The organism is Caloramator fervidus, assembly GCF_900108045.1.
Classification (GTDB): Bacteria; Bacillota; Clostridia; order Clostridiales; family Caloramatoraceae; genus Caloramator; species Caloramator fervidus.
The window spans coordinates 1-14,970 of the sequence record NZ_FNUK01000031.1 but is presented as its reverse complement, the minus strand read 5'-3'; the positions used below and the strand labels follow the sequence as shown (position 1 = coordinate 14,970).

Below are 14,970 nucleotides of genomic sequence, written 5' to 3'. Positions count from 1 at the left end.
CTTGCCAAGGGCACAGCTGGGTAGCCATGTTCGGACGGGATAAGCGCTGAAGGCATCTAAGCGCGAAGCCCACCCCGAGATGAGATTTCCCACGCGAGAGCGGTAAGACCCCTGGAAGACTACCAGGTAGATAGGCCAGAGGTGTAAGCGTCGTAAGGCGTTTAGCTGACTGGTACTAATAGGTCGAGGACTTGATCTACTTGTGCAGTTGTGTATATCCGGTGGTGATAGAGGTAGGGAAACACCCGTTCCCATTCCGAACACGAAGGTTAAGCCTACCTTCGCCGATGGTACTAGGCTGGAGACGGCCTGGGAGAGTAGGTGACTGCCGGGTAAGAAATATTCCACGGTAGCTCAATGGTGGAGCATCCGGCTGTTAACCGGAGGGTTGGAGGTTCGAGTCCTCTCCGTGGAGCCAATTTTGAATATAAAGCAGTGCTTAGTGCACTGCTTTTTTATTTTTTAATTGAACATTGTGTAAAATATTGGTATAATAATTATGCACAACATGTGCACTATATATAAAAGGGGGATAAATATGGATGTAAAAGAAATTTATAAAGATTTTTTAACTATAGATGATGCTTTAAGTTTAAAAAGAGAAGATGTGAGACAAAATTATAAGGAATATATAAATTCTAGCGCTGTTCAGCTTCTATCTCTTTTGGATTTTGATAAACATTTTGTTAAGGCTGAAGGGACAAAAGTTTATGATGAAGCTGGAAATGAGTATATAGATTTTTTAGGAGGATATGGAGCTTTAAATGTTGGGCATAATAATCCTGATATAATAAATGAAATTAAAAAGGTAATAGGACTTCCAAATATTTTACAGGCTTCTATTTATAATATGGCAGGGGTTTTAGCAAGAAATTTATCTTTGATTACTCCAGGAGATTTAAAAAGAACATTTTTTGCAAATAGTGGGGCAGAAGCAGTAGAAGGAGCTTTAAAGCTTGCTAGAATTGCAAGTGGAAAAAGCAGAATAATTTATTGTTTAAACTCCTTTCATGGCAAAAGTTTTGGAGCCTTATCAGTAACAGGAAGGGAAAAATATAGAACTCCTTTTAGACCTCTTTTGTCTGAAACTTATCCTGTTCCTTTTGGAGATGAAAAAGCTCTTGAAGATGCTTTAAAAATGGGAGATGTTGCAGCTTTTATATTAGAACCAATTCAAGGGGAAGGTGGAATTATAGTTCCACCTAAAGGATATTTAAAGAAAGTTAGACAGCTTTGTGATAAATATGAGGTATATTTAATAATAGATGAGATTCAAACGGGTTTTGGAAGAACAGGATATATGTTTGCCTGCGAAGAAGAAGGTGTTGTTCCGGATATAATGTGTTTTGCAAAATCGTTAGGTGGAGGGATAATTCCAATCGGAGGTTATATAACAAAGGATGAAATTTGGAAAAAAGCTTATGGAAGTATTGATAAAGCTTTTTTACACACGTCAACTTTTGGAGGAAATACAATTGCTTGTGCTGCAGGTATTGCTACAATAAAATACATATTGGAAAATGATCTGCCAAATAAAGCAAAGGAAAAAGGGGAATACTTATTAAAGAGGCTTAATGATCTTAAAGAAAAATACCCTATCATAAAAGAAGTTAGAGGAAAGGGATTAATGATAGGAATAGAATTTAAGGAGCCTAAGGGAGTTTTGGATTTTTTAACTTTAGGTAAACTTTCAGAAATATCAAAGGAATATTTTGCTTCATTAGTTGCAGGAAAGTTGATGAATGAATATAGAATAATAACTGCATATACTTTAAACAATCCAAATGTTATAAGAATAGAGCCTCCATTGACAATTTCTTACGAAGAAATCGATAAACTACTTTATTCACTAGAAGATATATTTAAGAAAAATTCAAGTTTTTTAAGTTTAGGGATTGAGAGTGGAAGGCAAATTATAAAATCTTTCTTTAAGTAAAGAGGGGAAGATTATGACAAAAGAAGTTGTAGCAGCTATTATAATAAGGGATGGAAAAGTTTTAATAGCAAGAAGGAAGGATGGTAACATAAAGGGTAAGTGGGAGTTTCCTGGAGGTAAATTAGAAAAAAATGAAACATATGAGGAATGCTTGCTGAGGGAAATTTATGAGGAGCTTAAAATGGAGGTCAAAATTATAATGCCTTTTGAGAGGGTAGTTTATGAATATGAGGGTGGTAAAATAAAGCTAGTTTCCTTTATTGTAAAACCCTTATCTTTAGATTATAAACTTTCAGTTCATGACGATGCATTGTGGGTTAAAGTTGAAGAAGTTGAAAATTTTGACCTTGCTCCAGCAGATATTCCTATAGCAAAAAAGCTTAAGAAGGAATTTTATAATATAGTAAAAAAAATAGAGGAGGCATAAAATGAAGTTACTTTCTATTTTGCTATTTGTGGCAACGTATATGTTACTTCTTTTGCTTCCTAAATATAGAACCTACATATCTTTGACTTCAGCGGTTTTGTTTATAGTAACAGGAATAGTTCCAGTTAATAAAGTTTTATCCTATATAGACTGGAATATTATACTTATGATAGCTGGAACTATGGGTATAGTAAATTTATTTATAGAATCTAAAATGCCTGCTTTAATGGCTGATATTATAATAGATAGGGTTTCTAGTATAAAATGGGTTATAATTTCTTTAGCTGCCTTTGCTGGCATAGTTTCTGCTTTTATAGACAATGTGGCAACTGTATTAATAATTGCTCCTGTTGCATTGGATGTTGCAAAAAAGCTTAATATTTCTCCAGTTTATATGATTATAGCTATATCTATATCATCAAATTTACAGGGAGCGGCTACTTTAGTAGGGGATACGACATCGCTTTTATTAGGTGGATATGCTAAAATGGATTTTATGGATTTCTTTTTCTTTAAGGGAAGATTAGGATTATTTTGGATAGTTGAAATAGGTGCAGCTGTTTCATTAATTGTTTTATATATTTTCTTTAAAAATTATGATATTCCCGTTCATCTTGAAGAAAAACAAAGGGTTGAGGACTATTTTCCGACATATCTTTTGGTTTCAATGGTTATACTATTAATATTTGCTTCATTTATTCCTAATAAACCTAGTATTACAAATGGGCTTATTTGTATTAGTCTTCTTGTTATAGGTTTGATTAAGGAGATTTTAATAGATAAAAATAATCATGCTTTAAATAATACTCTTTTACAAATTGATTATGAAACCATTCTTTTGCTTATGGGGCTTTTTGTAGTTGTAGCAGGACTTTCTGAAACTGGAGTTATAGATGATATAAGCAGTTTATTTCTAAGGTTTGGGAAAGGTAACTTGTTTTTAATTTATACAATTTTAGTTTGGTTTTCTGTTCTTATATCTGCATTTGTTGACAATATACCTTATACAGCAACTATGCTTCCTGTTGTAGCAAAGATTGCCAAGGGCATGAATATAAGTCCTTATATTCTTTTCTTTGGGCTTTTAATTGGTGCTACATTAGGAGGGAATATAACGCCAATTGGTGCTTCAGCAAATATAACAGCTCTTGGGATACTAAGAAAAGAAGGCTATGATGTTAAAGCAAGAGAATTTATGAAATTAAGTCTTCCCTTTACTTTATCTGCGGTTTTAACGGGATATATTTTAAATTGGCTTATCTGGAGGTAAAGTTATGTTTGACTGCCATGTTCATACGAAATTTTCTTCAGATTCCAACATGAGGCTTGAAGATGTTTTAAAGAGGATTAAGTATGATGGTTTTGGAGTTATAGTAACAGAGCATATGGATTTAAAATATCCAGATGAAGGTAAATTTCAATTTGATACAAAGGAGTATTTTAGGGAATATGAAACCTATAGAAGTGATAAAATTTTACTTGGAATAGAACTTGGGCTTAGATTGGATTGTATAGCAGAAAATAAAAAGATAATAGAAGAAAATCCCTTTGATTATGTTATAGGGTCTATTCATGTTGTAAAGGGAATTGATATTTTTAGAGATTGTTTTTATGAAAATAAAAGTAAAAAAGAGGCCTATGAGGAATATTTAAGTTATATTTATAGTTGTATAAAAGACAGTGATTTTTTTGATAGTTTAGGTCATATAGATTATATAACTCGTTATTCCATTTATGATGATAAGGAGCTTTATTACGAAGATTTTTCAGATCTAATAGATGAAATATTGAAAATACTTTCATCAAAGGGAAAAGCTATAGAATTAAATACAAGAAGGCTTGATAATAGGGTTGCAGCAGATAATATGCTAAAGATTTTAAAAAGATTTAAGGAATTAGGAGGAGAATTTGTAACATTAGGTTCAGATGCTCATGACATTGATTCGATAGGAAGGCATTTTAAAGTTGCAGAAGAAATTATAAAAATGAGTAAATTAAGAAGGGTTTATTTTAAAAATAGAAAAATTGAACTGCTCCCTCAAGTTTGAGGGAGTTTATTTTTTTAATACTGATACATATGGGTTATCTTTTATATAAAATCTCCATTCAAAGTCCTTTGCTTCCTCTGCATAATCTATTCCAATTCTTTTATCTGAGACTATTTCAAATTTTTCATTGTTGTCAAGTATATATATCTCGTCTCCTAAAAGACTTTTTTTATTTAAGGATTTATCAATATTTAATGCTTGACAAAGTTTTCCAGGACCATTGGTTAATTTTTTTCTTTCAGATGATTTAAGCTCACTATATTTTTTACCAAACCTATTTAAAGCCATTATATCAAGTCCTTCAAGGGGCTCAATTGCTCTAATTAAAACAGCACAGGGCATTCCTTCTTCTTCTGTGACTATATTTAAACAGTGATACATTCCATATATTATATATACATAACAAGTTCCTGGAGGACCATACATAGCTTCATTTTTTTGTGTTTTTTTAAAATTATATGAATGACAAGCCTTATCTATAGGACCTAAGTAAGCCTCAACTTCTACGATTTTTCCCATTATGGGCTTATCTTCTATAGTTCTAACAAGAATTTTACCGAGAAGGTCCTTTGCAACCTCTAAAGTATTTCTATTATAAAACTCTATAGGAAGTTTCATATTAACACCCCTTTTATTAATATTCATAAATTATTTTAATTTTGCTTATAGAAAAATTCAATATATATAGATTTTCAGGGATTTAATTATGTCAAGATAAAGGTTATAAAGAAAACAACAGATTTAGTAAATTAAATTGAGAAATTAGACACTAAGGGAACATTAAGAAGAAAATAGATTAATTTTAAATTTTGTTTTGATAGGTTAAAATGATAAAATACAATATGTAGTATATCGTGATCTCTTAAACATACAATATATTGAGGTGATATTATGAAGCTCAGCGAAAATGCTTTAAAGGTTTTACAAAAAAGATATCTTGCAAAGGATGAGAAGGGAAATTTAATTGAAACTCCTGAGGATATGTTTAAAAGAGTTGCAAAAACGGTAGCTTTAGCAGACAAGTTCTATGATGAAGATGCTAACATAGAAGAAACGGAAAAGAAGTTTTATGATTTGATGACAAGTTTAAGATTTTTACCTAATTCTCCAACTCTTATGAATGCAGGACGTCCCCTAGGACAGCTTTCAGCTTGCTTTGTTTTACCTGTTGAGGATTCAATGGAGGGAATATTTGATGCTATAAAAAATGCAGCTTTAATACATAAATCAGGAGGGGGAACGGGCTTTAGTTTTTCAAGATTAAGACCTAAAGGTTCTACTGTAAGAACAACAGGTGGAGTTGCATCAGGTCCTGTAAGTTTTATGAAGGTATTTAATGCAGCAACAGAGGCCGTAAAACAGGGAGGAACAAGAAGAGGAGCTAATATGGCTATTTTAAGGGTTGATCATCCAGATATACTAGAGTTTATAAAATGTAAACAAGATAATAAAGAGATTACAAATTTTAATATAAGTGTTGCTTTAACAGAAAAATTTATGGAAGCAGCAATAAAGGGTGAAGATTATGAACTTATAGATCCTCATACAAAAAAAGTAAAAGGCAAATTAAATGCAAAAGAAGTTTTTGAACTTATAGTAAAAATGGCTTGGACAAACGGGGAACCCGGAATAGTTTTTATTGATAGAATAAATGAAAAAAATCCTACTCCAAATCTTGGAGATATTGAAAGTACTAATCCTTGTGGAGAACAGCCTCTGCTTCCTTATGAAAGTTGCAATTTAGGTTCAATAAATCTTGCTAAGATGATTAAGAAAGTAGGAGAAAAATACGAAATAGATTATGAGCTTTTAGAAAAAACAATCTATGATGCAGTTCATTTTCTTGATAATGTAATTGACGTTAATGTATATCCTCTTCCTCAGATAGAGCGTATGACTAAGAAAACAAGAAAAATAGGTCTTGGTGTTATGGGATTTGCAGATATGCTAATTCTTCTTGGTATACCTTATGATTCAGAAGAGGCTGTGAATCTTGCAGATAACCTTATGAAATTTATAAATGAAAAATCAAAAGAAGCAAGTAGAGCCTTAGCTAAGAAAAGGGGACCTTTCCCAGAGTTTTACAATAGCATATATAAAGATGGAGAGCCTTTGAGAAATGCAACAACAACCACAATAGCTCCGACAGGAACTATAAGCATAATAGCTGGGGTATCTTCAGGCATTGAACCTTTATTTGCTGTTGCGTTTTGGAGAAATGTACTAGATAATGAGAAACTTGTTGAGGTTAATTATTTGTTTGAAAAGATTATGAAGCAAAGAGGGCTTTATTCTAAAGAGCTTATGGATAAAGTTGCTCAAAAGGGAACTATTCAGGATATAGAAGAGATACCAGAGGATATAAGAAGGATATTTGTAACTGCCCATGATATAAGTCCTATATATCATGTTAGAATGCAGGCAGCTTTTCAAAAATGGACAGACAATGCTGTTTCAAAAACTGTAAATTTTAAAAACGATGCAACGGTTGAGGATGTAAAGGCAGTTTATCTTCTTGCGTATAAGTTAGGATGTAAAGGAGTTACTATATATAGAGACGGTAGCCGAGAAGGGCAGGTTATAAACGTTGGAGTAAAAGACAAAACTGAGGAGAAAGGTTCAAAGCCTAGAAAGAGGCCAGAAATTACAATGGGAATGACAGAAAAGGTAAGGATAGGATGTGGAAATCTTTATGTTACAGTAAATTATGATGAAAATGGAATTTGTGAAGTTTTTACTAATCTTGGAAAAGCTGGTGGTTGTCCATCTCAATCGGAGGCTACGGCACGCCTTGTTTCAATTGCGTTAAGAAGTGGAATAGATGTAAAGGAGATAATAGAGCAACTTAAAGGCATAAGATGTCATGCTACGTTAAGACAGATGGCAGTTAATAAAGATATAAAAGTTTTATCTTGTCCTGATGCAATAGCAAAGACTATAGAAAAGTTGATAAGCCTTAAGCAATTTGACAAAGAAAGGGAAATTATAAGTTTAGATTTAGGGTTAGATGACAACAAGAATAAAATTTTATGCCCTGAATGTGGGAATTCAATAACTCATGAAGGTGGTTGTGTGATTTGTCCTAATTGTGGATATTCAAAATGTGGATAATATGATGGCACTTTATTAGATGGTTTGCATCTAATAAAGTGCCATTGTTTTTGAATTAAATATTTGTTTTTATAGCAAAATAAAATTGTAAAATTCACTTAACCAAGTCTTAACATATTTTTGATAGTACTTAACATTTTTAGAATTTAAAATAAAAGTGTAAAAAAATTGAAGGGGTGATAAACATGAAAAGAATAATTTTGACGATTTTATTGGCGGTTACAACTTTATCTTTTTTAGCCTGTGGAAGGCAAGGCAAGTTAGCAGGAACTATTAAAATTGATGGGTCAAGTACAGTGTATCCAATAACTCAAGCAGTTGCTGAAGAATTTAATAAACAAAACCCAAATGTTAATATAACAGTTGGTATTTCAGGAACAGGCGGAGGTTTTAAAAAGTTTGTTAATGGAGAAATTGATATCAACGATGCATCAAGAAGCATTAAAACTGAAGAGCTAGCAAAGGCTAAGGCTAATGGAATAGATTTTATTGAACTTGAGGTAGCTTATGATGGAATTGTAGTAGTTGTAAACAAGGATAATAATTGGGCTTATGATATAACAACACAAGAGCTTAAGAAAATTTGGGATAAAGATTCAAAGGTTGTTTATTGGAGCGATGTAAGACCTGAGTGGCCAAAGGAAAAGATAAAGCTTTATGGACCAGGAACAGATTCAGGAACCTTTGATTACTTTACTTCAGAAATAAATGGAGAGGAAAAGAGAATAAGAGCAGATTACACGGCAAGTGAAGATGACAACGTTTTAGTTCAAGGAGTTGCAGGAGATAAATATGCAATGGGATTTTTTGGTCACTCATATTATGAAGAAAACAAAGATGTTTTAAAGGTACTTAAAATAAACGGAGTTGAACCTACAACAGAAAATATTAGAAATGGAAAATACAAGCCACTTTCAAGACCACTTTATATATATGTAAATAAAAAGTCATTAGAAAGGCCAGAAATTAAATCTTTTGTAAAATTCTATTTAGAAAAAGCCAAAGATTTAGTAGAAGATGTAGGATATGTTCCGTTAGAAGATAAAAAATATCAAGAGCAATTAAATAAAATAAAGTAATATAGGCACCAATGGGTGCCTCCCAAAATTAAAAGGGGGAGAAGGATGAACAAAATAGAATTTGAAAGTAAGGAAAAAATTAAAAAAAGTGAAGAAATTATAAAGAAAATATTAAAGGCCTTAGGTTTTATATCTGTATTAACAACATTAGGTATTGTTTTTTCACTATTTGAAGAAACGATTTTGTTTTTTAAAGATATTTCAATTAAAGAATTTTTAACAGGGAGGGAATGGACACCACTTTTTCAGCCTCCTAAATTTGGAGTGTTACCTCTTGTAGTTGGAACGCTTTTAATAGTGGTTATTTCTAGTATTATATCTATTCCTGTAGGACTTGGGAGTGCGATATATTTAAGTGAATATGCACCTAAAAAGATAAGAAAAATTTTAAAACCTGTATTAGAAATACTTGCAGGCATTCCTTCTATAGTTTATGGGTACTTTGCATTAACTGCTATAACTCCAATAATAAAAATAATTTTTCCTCAAACAAGCGTATATAATGCTTTAAGCGCAGGTATTGCTGTTGGAATTATGACGATTCCTTTAGTTTCTTCTTTAAGTGAAGATGCTATGATGTCTGTTCCAGATTCTTTAAGGTTTGGAGCTTATGCCCTTGGTGCTACAAAATATGAAGTTATAAAGGATATTGTCATTCCAACTGCTTTTCCAACCATTGTTGCATCATTTATTCTTGCAATTTCAAGAGCTGTTGGTGAAACTATGATAGTTGCAATGGCAGCAGGTTCCACTCCAAAGATGACTTTAAATCCTTTAGAAAGTATACAAACTATGACGGGTTATATTGTTCAAATAAGCATGGGGGATATTCCTTATGGTTCTATTGGATATAGAACTTTGTTTGCTGTAGGAAGTTTATTGTTCTTAATTACGTTTACTTTAAATTTAATTTCAAGATATGTTATAAGAAGGCACAGGAGGTTATATTAATGGATATAACAAAAAGAAGAAAGTTTAAAAATAGGATATTTCATGTTTTAACCTTTTTATGTACTTTGTTTGGGGTGATTATATTAAGTGTTCTTCTTTTTAGCATATTATCTAAGGGAATAAAGTGGCTATCATTAAATTTCTTAACTAACTTTCCTTCAAGGTTCCCTAAAAAAGCTGGTATATACCCGGCGCTTTTGGGAAGTTTATGGCTTATATTCTTAACAGCTATAATTTCTTTTCCAATAGGAATTGGAACAGCGCTTTATTTAGAGGAGTACGCAAAGGAAAGCAAGTTTACGGATTTTATAAAGTTAAATATAGCAAATTTGGCGGGAGTTCCAGCTATTATATATGGTATGCTTGGACTTACTATATTTGTTAGATTGCTTGGGTTTGGAAGAAGCATAATTTCTGGGGCTTTGACTATGTCCCTTTTGATTTTACCTACAATAATTATATCTTCACAGGAAGCTTTAAAAAGCGTTCCAGACTCTTTAAAGCAGGCCTCCTATGCTCTTGGAACAACTAAATGGCAAACTATAACCGGTGTAGTTTTACCTTATGCACTTCCTGGCATACTTACAGGAACTATACTAAGCATTTCTAGAGCTTTAGGTGAGGCTGCACCTTTGATAGTTGTTGGAGCCTTTGCTTATGTTTCTTTTATTCCTAAAACTCCCTTTGATCAGTTTACTGTTTTGCCTATTCAAATTTTTAATTGGGCAAGCATGCCTAAAAAAGAGTTTCAAAATGTTGCCGCTGCAGGAATAATCGTATTGTTAATAATACTTTTAGGGATAAACTCAATAGCAATTATATTAAGAAATAAGTATCAAATTAGGATTAAGGATTAAAGGAGGATGCTATGGAAAACATAATTAAAATTGAAAACTTAAACTTTTATTATGGGAATTTTTTAGCGTTGAAAAATATAAATATGGATATATATAAAAATAAAATAACTGCTTTTATAGGGCCATCTGGATGCGGAAAGTCTACTCTTTTGAGGACGCTAAACAGAATGAATGATTTTATTGAAAACATAAAAGTTGAAGGAAATATTTATTTTAAAGGACAAAATATTTATTCAAAGGAAGTGGATCCTGTTGAGTTAAGAAGGAGAATTGGAATGGTTTTTCAAAAACCCAATCCGTTTCCAAAGACTATTTATGAAAATATAGTTTATGGGCTTAGGAAAAATGGGGTTAATAAAAAGGAAATACTTGATGAGGTTGTGGAAAGGACTTTAAAGGCCGTTGCTTTGTATGATGAGGTAAAGGATAAAATATATAAGTCTGCTTTAGAATTATCTGGTGGTCAACAACAAAGGCTTTGTATTGCAAGGGCTATAGCGATGCAACCGGAGGTTGTGCTTATGGATGAGCCCACATCAGCCCTTGATCCTATATCAACTTTAAAAATAGAAGAACTTTTGCTTGAGCTTAAAAAGGATTATACTATAATTATAGTAACCCATTCTATGCAGCAGGCAGCAAGGATTTCTGATTGGACAGCGTTTTTCTTAAATGGTGAGCTTATAGAATATGATACTACAGAAAATATATTTGAAAATCCAAGGGATAAAAGAACTGAGGATTATATAACTGGTAGATTTGGTTAAAAGGAGAGAGTTTTATGAGGCTTCATTTTCAACAAAATCTTGAAGATATAAAACGAAAGGTTTTAAGAATGGGACTTATGGTTGAGGCTATAGTTGATAAGGCAGTAAATTCGTTAAAGGAACAAAATTTAGAATTAGCAAGAACTATTATTGAAGACGATGATAAAATAGATATGATGGATTTAGAAATTGAAATGGATTGTATAAAACTCCTTGCTCTTCAGCAGCCCCTTGCTAAGGATTTAAGGACTATTACAACTGCTCTTAAAATAATTACTGATCTTGAAAGAATGGGAGATAATGCAGTAAATATATCCAAAATTACATTAGATATAGGAAAAGAACCTTTAATAAAGCCCCTTATTGACATACCAAAAATGGCAGGTATTGTTCAGGAAATGATAAGGCTTAGTATAGATGCTTTTATAAAGGAGGATATATATCTTGCAAAAAAAGTAGCACAAATGGATCAAGATGTGGATGAAATTTATCAAAGGATAATAGATGAACTTTTAGATATGATAATTAAGGATCCTAAAATAACAAAGCAAGCTACAAAGCTTATGTTTGTTGGAAGGTTTTTAGAAAGAATAGCTGACCATAATACTAATATTTGTGAAAGAATAATTTATATGGTTACTGGTAAACTTGAAGAAATAAATTAAGGGTGCAAATGCACCCTATAATTTTTTTATATCGGTAAAAGGAAATAATTTTAAAATAGCATGTCCTTTTATGTGGTCAAAAGGAATAGGCCCTATATAACGACTATCTTCGCTGATTTCTCTGTTATCTCCAAGTACAAACACATGGTCTTTAGGAATAATTATGTCAATATCCTCATCGGCATAAGTTTTTGTTCCAGGAAGAAGGTAATCCTCTTTAAGTTTTTTACCGTTTATAAAAACATATCCATCCTTTATTTGAAGTCTCTCTCCAGGAAGTGCAATAATTCTTTTTATATATAAACTTCTACCGTTGTTTCCTGGATCTAATATTATTATTTCTCCTCTTTTGAAATTTTTTGTATAAAGACTTATTTTTTCAATAGCTACTCTATCGTTATTATGAAGGGTTGGAAGCATAGATGGACCTGAAACTTGAACTATGTCAAATATAAAGGCTTTTATAGTAAAGGCTATAATTGCAGCAATTATTATTGATGCTATCCATTCTTTTATTTCGGCTATAATTTTTTCCTTCATTTAATTACCTCCTTGATGTGTGTTACTAACAAAATTATATATCATTCCTTTAAAGCTGTAAAATTTTTTGTTTACTACTCAATAGTCAAAATTGTCGAAAAATTTTTATAATTTAAAAGGAATTTTTAATAAATGGTAGAATATATAAAATTAAGGAGGCATTAAAGGGGGAGTTTAAATGAAGGATTACAAAATTGAAAACATAAGAAATGTTGGGGTTATTGGACATGGTGGCACAGGAAAGACGACTTTAGTTGAGGCTATATTATTTGACTGTAAAGCTATTGATAGAATGGGAAGGGTTGAAGATGGGACAACTGTATGTGATTATGACATAGAAGAAAAGAAAAGACAAATATCTATATCAACTGCTGTTGCACCCTGTGATTGGAATGGTTATAAAATAAACTTTGTTGATACCCCAGGTTATTTTGACTTTGTTGGGGAGGTTTTAGAGGGTTTAAAAGCTGTAGATTCCGCTATTATTATTGTTTGTGCTGCTTCAGGACTTCAAGTTGGAACTGAAAAGGCTTGGCAGTATGTTAATAAGTGCAAAATACCTAGAGCGTTTTTTATAAATAAAATGGATAGAGAAAATGCAGATTTTGATAAAACCTTTAAACAGCTTAAAGAAAAGTTTGGTCTTTCGGTTGCTGCATTAGAAATACCTATAGGAAAGGAATCTAATTTTAAAGGAGTTGTTAAAATATTAGAAAGAAAAGCTTTAGTTTATGATTCTAAACTTAAATCTATGATTGAAACACAAATACCAAAGGAACTTGAAGATATGGTTGATACATATAGGAATATACTTATGGAATCTGTAGCAGAGACGGATGAAGAGCTTCTTGATAAATACTTAAACGAAGGTTTCTTATCAGATGAGGAGATATTAAAAGGACTTAGAAAGGGTATTTTAAATTGTGATATAGCTCCTGTATTTTGTGGTTCAGCTATTTCAAATGTAGCTTTAACTACTTTGCTTGATTGTATAGTAAATTATTTCCCGTCTCCTTTGGATAGAGTAGAATTTAAGGGTAAAAATCCAAAAACTCAAAACGAGGAAATAAGAAAATCAAGGGAAGATGAAAAATTCTCAGCTTTTGTATTTAAAACTATTGTGGATCCATTTGTAGGAAAACTTTCAATGTTTAGAGTAATTTCAGGAACTATAACTCAAGATTCTTCTGTTTATAATTCAACCCAAGATAAGATAGAAAAAATAGGACAATTATACATATTAAAAGGAAAAAATCAAATACCAGTAAGTAAGTTGAAGGCAGGAGATATAGGAGCTGTTGCAAAGCTTCAATATACTGTAACTGGAGATACTTTATGTGATGCTTCAAGTCCTATAATTTATGATAAAATAGATTTCCCAGAACCTCAAATTTCTATGGCTATAAAGCCAAAGGCTAAAAATGATGAAGATAAGATTTCAACAGGGCTTCACAAACTACTTGAAGAAGACCCAACTTTTAAAATAACAAGGGATGTGGAAAACTCAGAACTTATAATTTCAGGTGTTGGTGAGCTCCACCTTGAAATTATTGCAAGTAAATTAAAAAATAAATTTGGGGTAGAAGTTGTTCTTGATTTACCTAAGGTACCTTATAAGGAAACAATAAGAAAAACGGCAGATGTTCAAGGTAAGTATAAAAAGCAAACAGGAGGACATGGACAGTATGGAGATGTTGTAATAAAATTTGAACCTCAACATGAAACAGATGACCTTATATTTGTAGATCAGATAGTTGGAGGAGTTGTTCCAAAGCAATATATTCCTGCTGTTGAAAAGGGATTAAGAGAGGCTATGAAAAAGGGTGTTTTAGCTGGATATCCTGTTATAAATTTAAAGGCTACTCTTCATTATGGTTCTTACCATCCTGTTGACTCCTCAGAGATGGCATTTAAAACAGCAGCATCTTTAGCCTTTAAAAAGGGCATGAAGGAGGCAGATCCTGTTTTGTTAGAACCTATAATGCATTTTGAAATAATGGTTCCTAATGAATATATGGGAGATGTAATAGGGGATATAAATAAGCGTAGAGGAAGAGTTCTTGGAATGGAACAAAAAGATGGAATGCAGATGATAATGGCGGAGATGCCTATGGCTGAAACCTTTAAGTATGCAACGGACTTAAGATCTATGACTCAAGCAAGGGGAAGTTTTACAATGAAGTTTGCAAGATATGAAGAAGTTCCACCTCATATAGCTCAAAAAATAATTGAGAAGGCTCAAAAGGAGAATAAAGAAGAAATATAAAATTCCGGCATATGCCGGAATTTTCAGATTGTTGACAAAGTATAATTTTAAAAAGAGAATCCATCACAAAAAAAGGATTCTCTTTTTTTATGTCGAAATATAATAATATACGAAGTAATAAAGGAGGATAAGTATGCTAACAATCAACAAAGATAAAATTCGTAGAGAACAAGTTGAATTTATCTCTGTTGACCAATTGGTTCCAGAAGATCATTTAGTTAGAAAAATAGAAAAAGCTATCAATTTTGATTTCATATATGATCTTGTAAAGGACATGTATTGCTTAAATAATGGGAGACCAAGCATAGATCCTGTTGTATTAA

The 14,970-nt window shown here is 32.0% G+C and carries 14 protein-coding genes, 1 tRNA gene and 2 rRNA genes; 15 read left to right on the top strand and 2 right to left on the bottom strand.

Annotated features, from left to right (window positions below; all coding sequences use genetic code 11):
* From C4R78_RS08800 to C4R78_RS08770, 7 genes are all read left to right on the top strand, one after another.
* Positions 1 to 199: ribosomal RNA gene (locus C4R78_RS08800) — 23S ribosomal RNA — on the top strand; the annotation flags it as partial.
* 18 nt (positions 200 to 217) lie between these two features.
* A 5S ribosomal RNA gene (rrf, locus tag C4R78_RS08795) occupies positions 218 to 334 on the top strand.
* A 9-nt stretch (positions 335 to 343) separates the two neighbouring features.
* Positions 344 to 418 (top strand) — tRNA-Asn (locus C4R78_RS08790).
* A 120-nt stretch (positions 419 to 538) separates the two neighbouring features.
* The gene (locus C4R78_RS08785; RefSeq protein WP_103896683.1) at positions 539 to 1,936 is read left to right on the top strand and encodes an aspartate aminotransferase family protein; all 1,398 of its coding nucleotides are present in this window, start codon (positions 539 to 541) and stop codon (positions 1,934 to 1,936) included.
* 13 nt (positions 1,937 to 1,949) lie between these two features.
* Entirely contained in the window at positions 1,950 to 2,363 is a 414-nt protein-coding gene (locus C4R78_RS08780; RefSeq protein WP_103896682.1) for a (deoxy)nucleoside triphosphate pyrophosphohydrolase, read from the top strand.
* A 1-nt stretch (position 2,364) separates the two neighbouring features.
* Positions 2,365 to 3,633 (top strand): ArsB/NhaD family transporter, encoded by a 1,269-nt coding sequence (locus C4R78_RS08775; protein WP_103896681.1) that lies wholly within the window; start codon positions 2,365 to 2,367, stop codon positions 3,631 to 3,633.
* A 4-nt stretch (positions 3,634 to 3,637) separates the two neighbouring features.
* The gene (locus C4R78_RS08770; protein ID WP_103896680.1) at positions 3,638 to 4,411 is read left to right on the top strand and encodes a histidinol phosphate phosphatase; all 774 of its coding nucleotides are present in this window, start codon (positions 3,638 to 3,640) and stop codon (positions 4,409 to 4,411) included.
* A gap of 6 nt (positions 4,412 to 4,417) precedes the next feature.
* Here the strand turns inward: C4R78_RS08770 and C4R78_RS08765 are convergent, their stop codons facing one another.
* Positions 4,418 to 5,029, bottom strand: a complete 612-nt coding sequence (locus C4R78_RS08765) for a DNA-3-methyladenine glycosylase (RefSeq protein WP_103896679.1) — start codon at positions 5,027 to 5,029, stop codon at positions 4,418 to 4,420.
* Positions 5,030 to 5,302: 273 nt separating this feature from the next.
* On the opposite strand from C4R78_RS08765, the gene C4R78_RS08760 reads away from it, so the two are divergent.
* The 6 genes from C4R78_RS08760 (at position 5,303) to phoU (ending at position 11,841) form a co-directional block, all read left to right on the top strand.
* A complete protein-coding gene (locus C4R78_RS08760; protein WP_103896678.1) occupies positions 5,303 to 7,522 on the top strand; it encodes a vitamin B12-dependent ribonucleotide reductase in 2,220 nt (739 codons plus the stop codon).
* A 185-nt stretch (positions 7,523 to 7,707) separates the two neighbouring features.
* The gene (locus tag C4R78_RS08755) at positions 7,708 to 8,601 is read left to right on the top strand and encodes a PstS family phosphate ABC transporter substrate-binding protein (RefSeq protein ID WP_103896677.1); all 894 of its coding nucleotides are present in this window, start codon (positions 7,708 to 7,710) and stop codon (positions 8,599 to 8,601) included.
* Between the two features lie 45 nt (positions 8,602 to 8,646).
* Complete coding sequence (gene pstC, locus C4R78_RS08750) at positions 8,647 to 9,552, top strand: phosphate ABC transporter permease subunit PstC (RefSeq protein ID WP_103896676.1); 906 nt, start codon at positions 8,647 to 8,649, stop codon at positions 9,550 to 9,552.
* Positions 9,552 to 10,409 carry a phosphate ABC transporter permease PstA gene (gene pstA, locus C4R78_RS08745; protein ID WP_103896675.1) on the top strand — a complete coding sequence of 286 codons (858 nt, stop codon included), beginning with the start codon at positions 9,552 to 9,554 and terminating at the stop codon, positions 10,407 to 10,409. Before pstC ends, pstA begins: the two co-directional genes overlap by 1 nt.
* Positions 10,410 to 10,420: 11 nt before the next feature.
* Positions 10,421 to 11,176 carry a phosphate ABC transporter ATP-binding protein PstB gene (pstB, locus tag C4R78_RS08740; protein ID WP_103896674.1) on the top strand — a complete coding sequence of 252 codons (756 nt, stop codon included), beginning with the start codon at positions 10,421 to 10,423 and terminating at the stop codon, positions 11,174 to 11,176.
* A 14-nt stretch (positions 11,177 to 11,190) separates the two neighbouring features.
* Positions 11,191 to 11,841, top strand: a complete 651-nt coding sequence (phoU, locus tag C4R78_RS08735) for a phosphate signaling complex protein PhoU (protein WP_103896673.1) — start codon at positions 11,191 to 11,193, stop codon at positions 11,839 to 11,841.
* Between the two features lie 15 nt (positions 11,842 to 11,856).
* Here phoU and lepB read toward each other — a convergent pair whose 3' ends face one another.
* Positions 11,857 to 12,381, bottom strand: coding sequence for a signal peptidase I (gene lepB, locus C4R78_RS08730; RefSeq protein ID WP_103896672.1), 525 nt, complete (start codon positions 12,379 to 12,381; stop codon positions 11,857 to 11,859).
* Positions 12,382 to 12,559: 178 nt separating this feature from the next.
* On the opposite strand from lepB, the gene fusA reads away from it, so the two are divergent.
* Positions 12,560 to 14,647 (top strand): elongation factor G, encoded by a 2,088-nt coding sequence (gene fusA / locus C4R78_RS08725; RefSeq protein ID WP_103896671.1) that lies wholly within the window; start codon positions 12,560 to 12,562, stop codon positions 14,645 to 14,647.
* Positions 14,648 to 14,780: 133 nt separating this feature from the next.
* Positions 14,781 to 14,970: transposase (locus tag C4R78_RS08720; RefSeq protein ID WP_479722865.1), on the top strand; the 190-nt coding region annotated here is incomplete at its 3' end.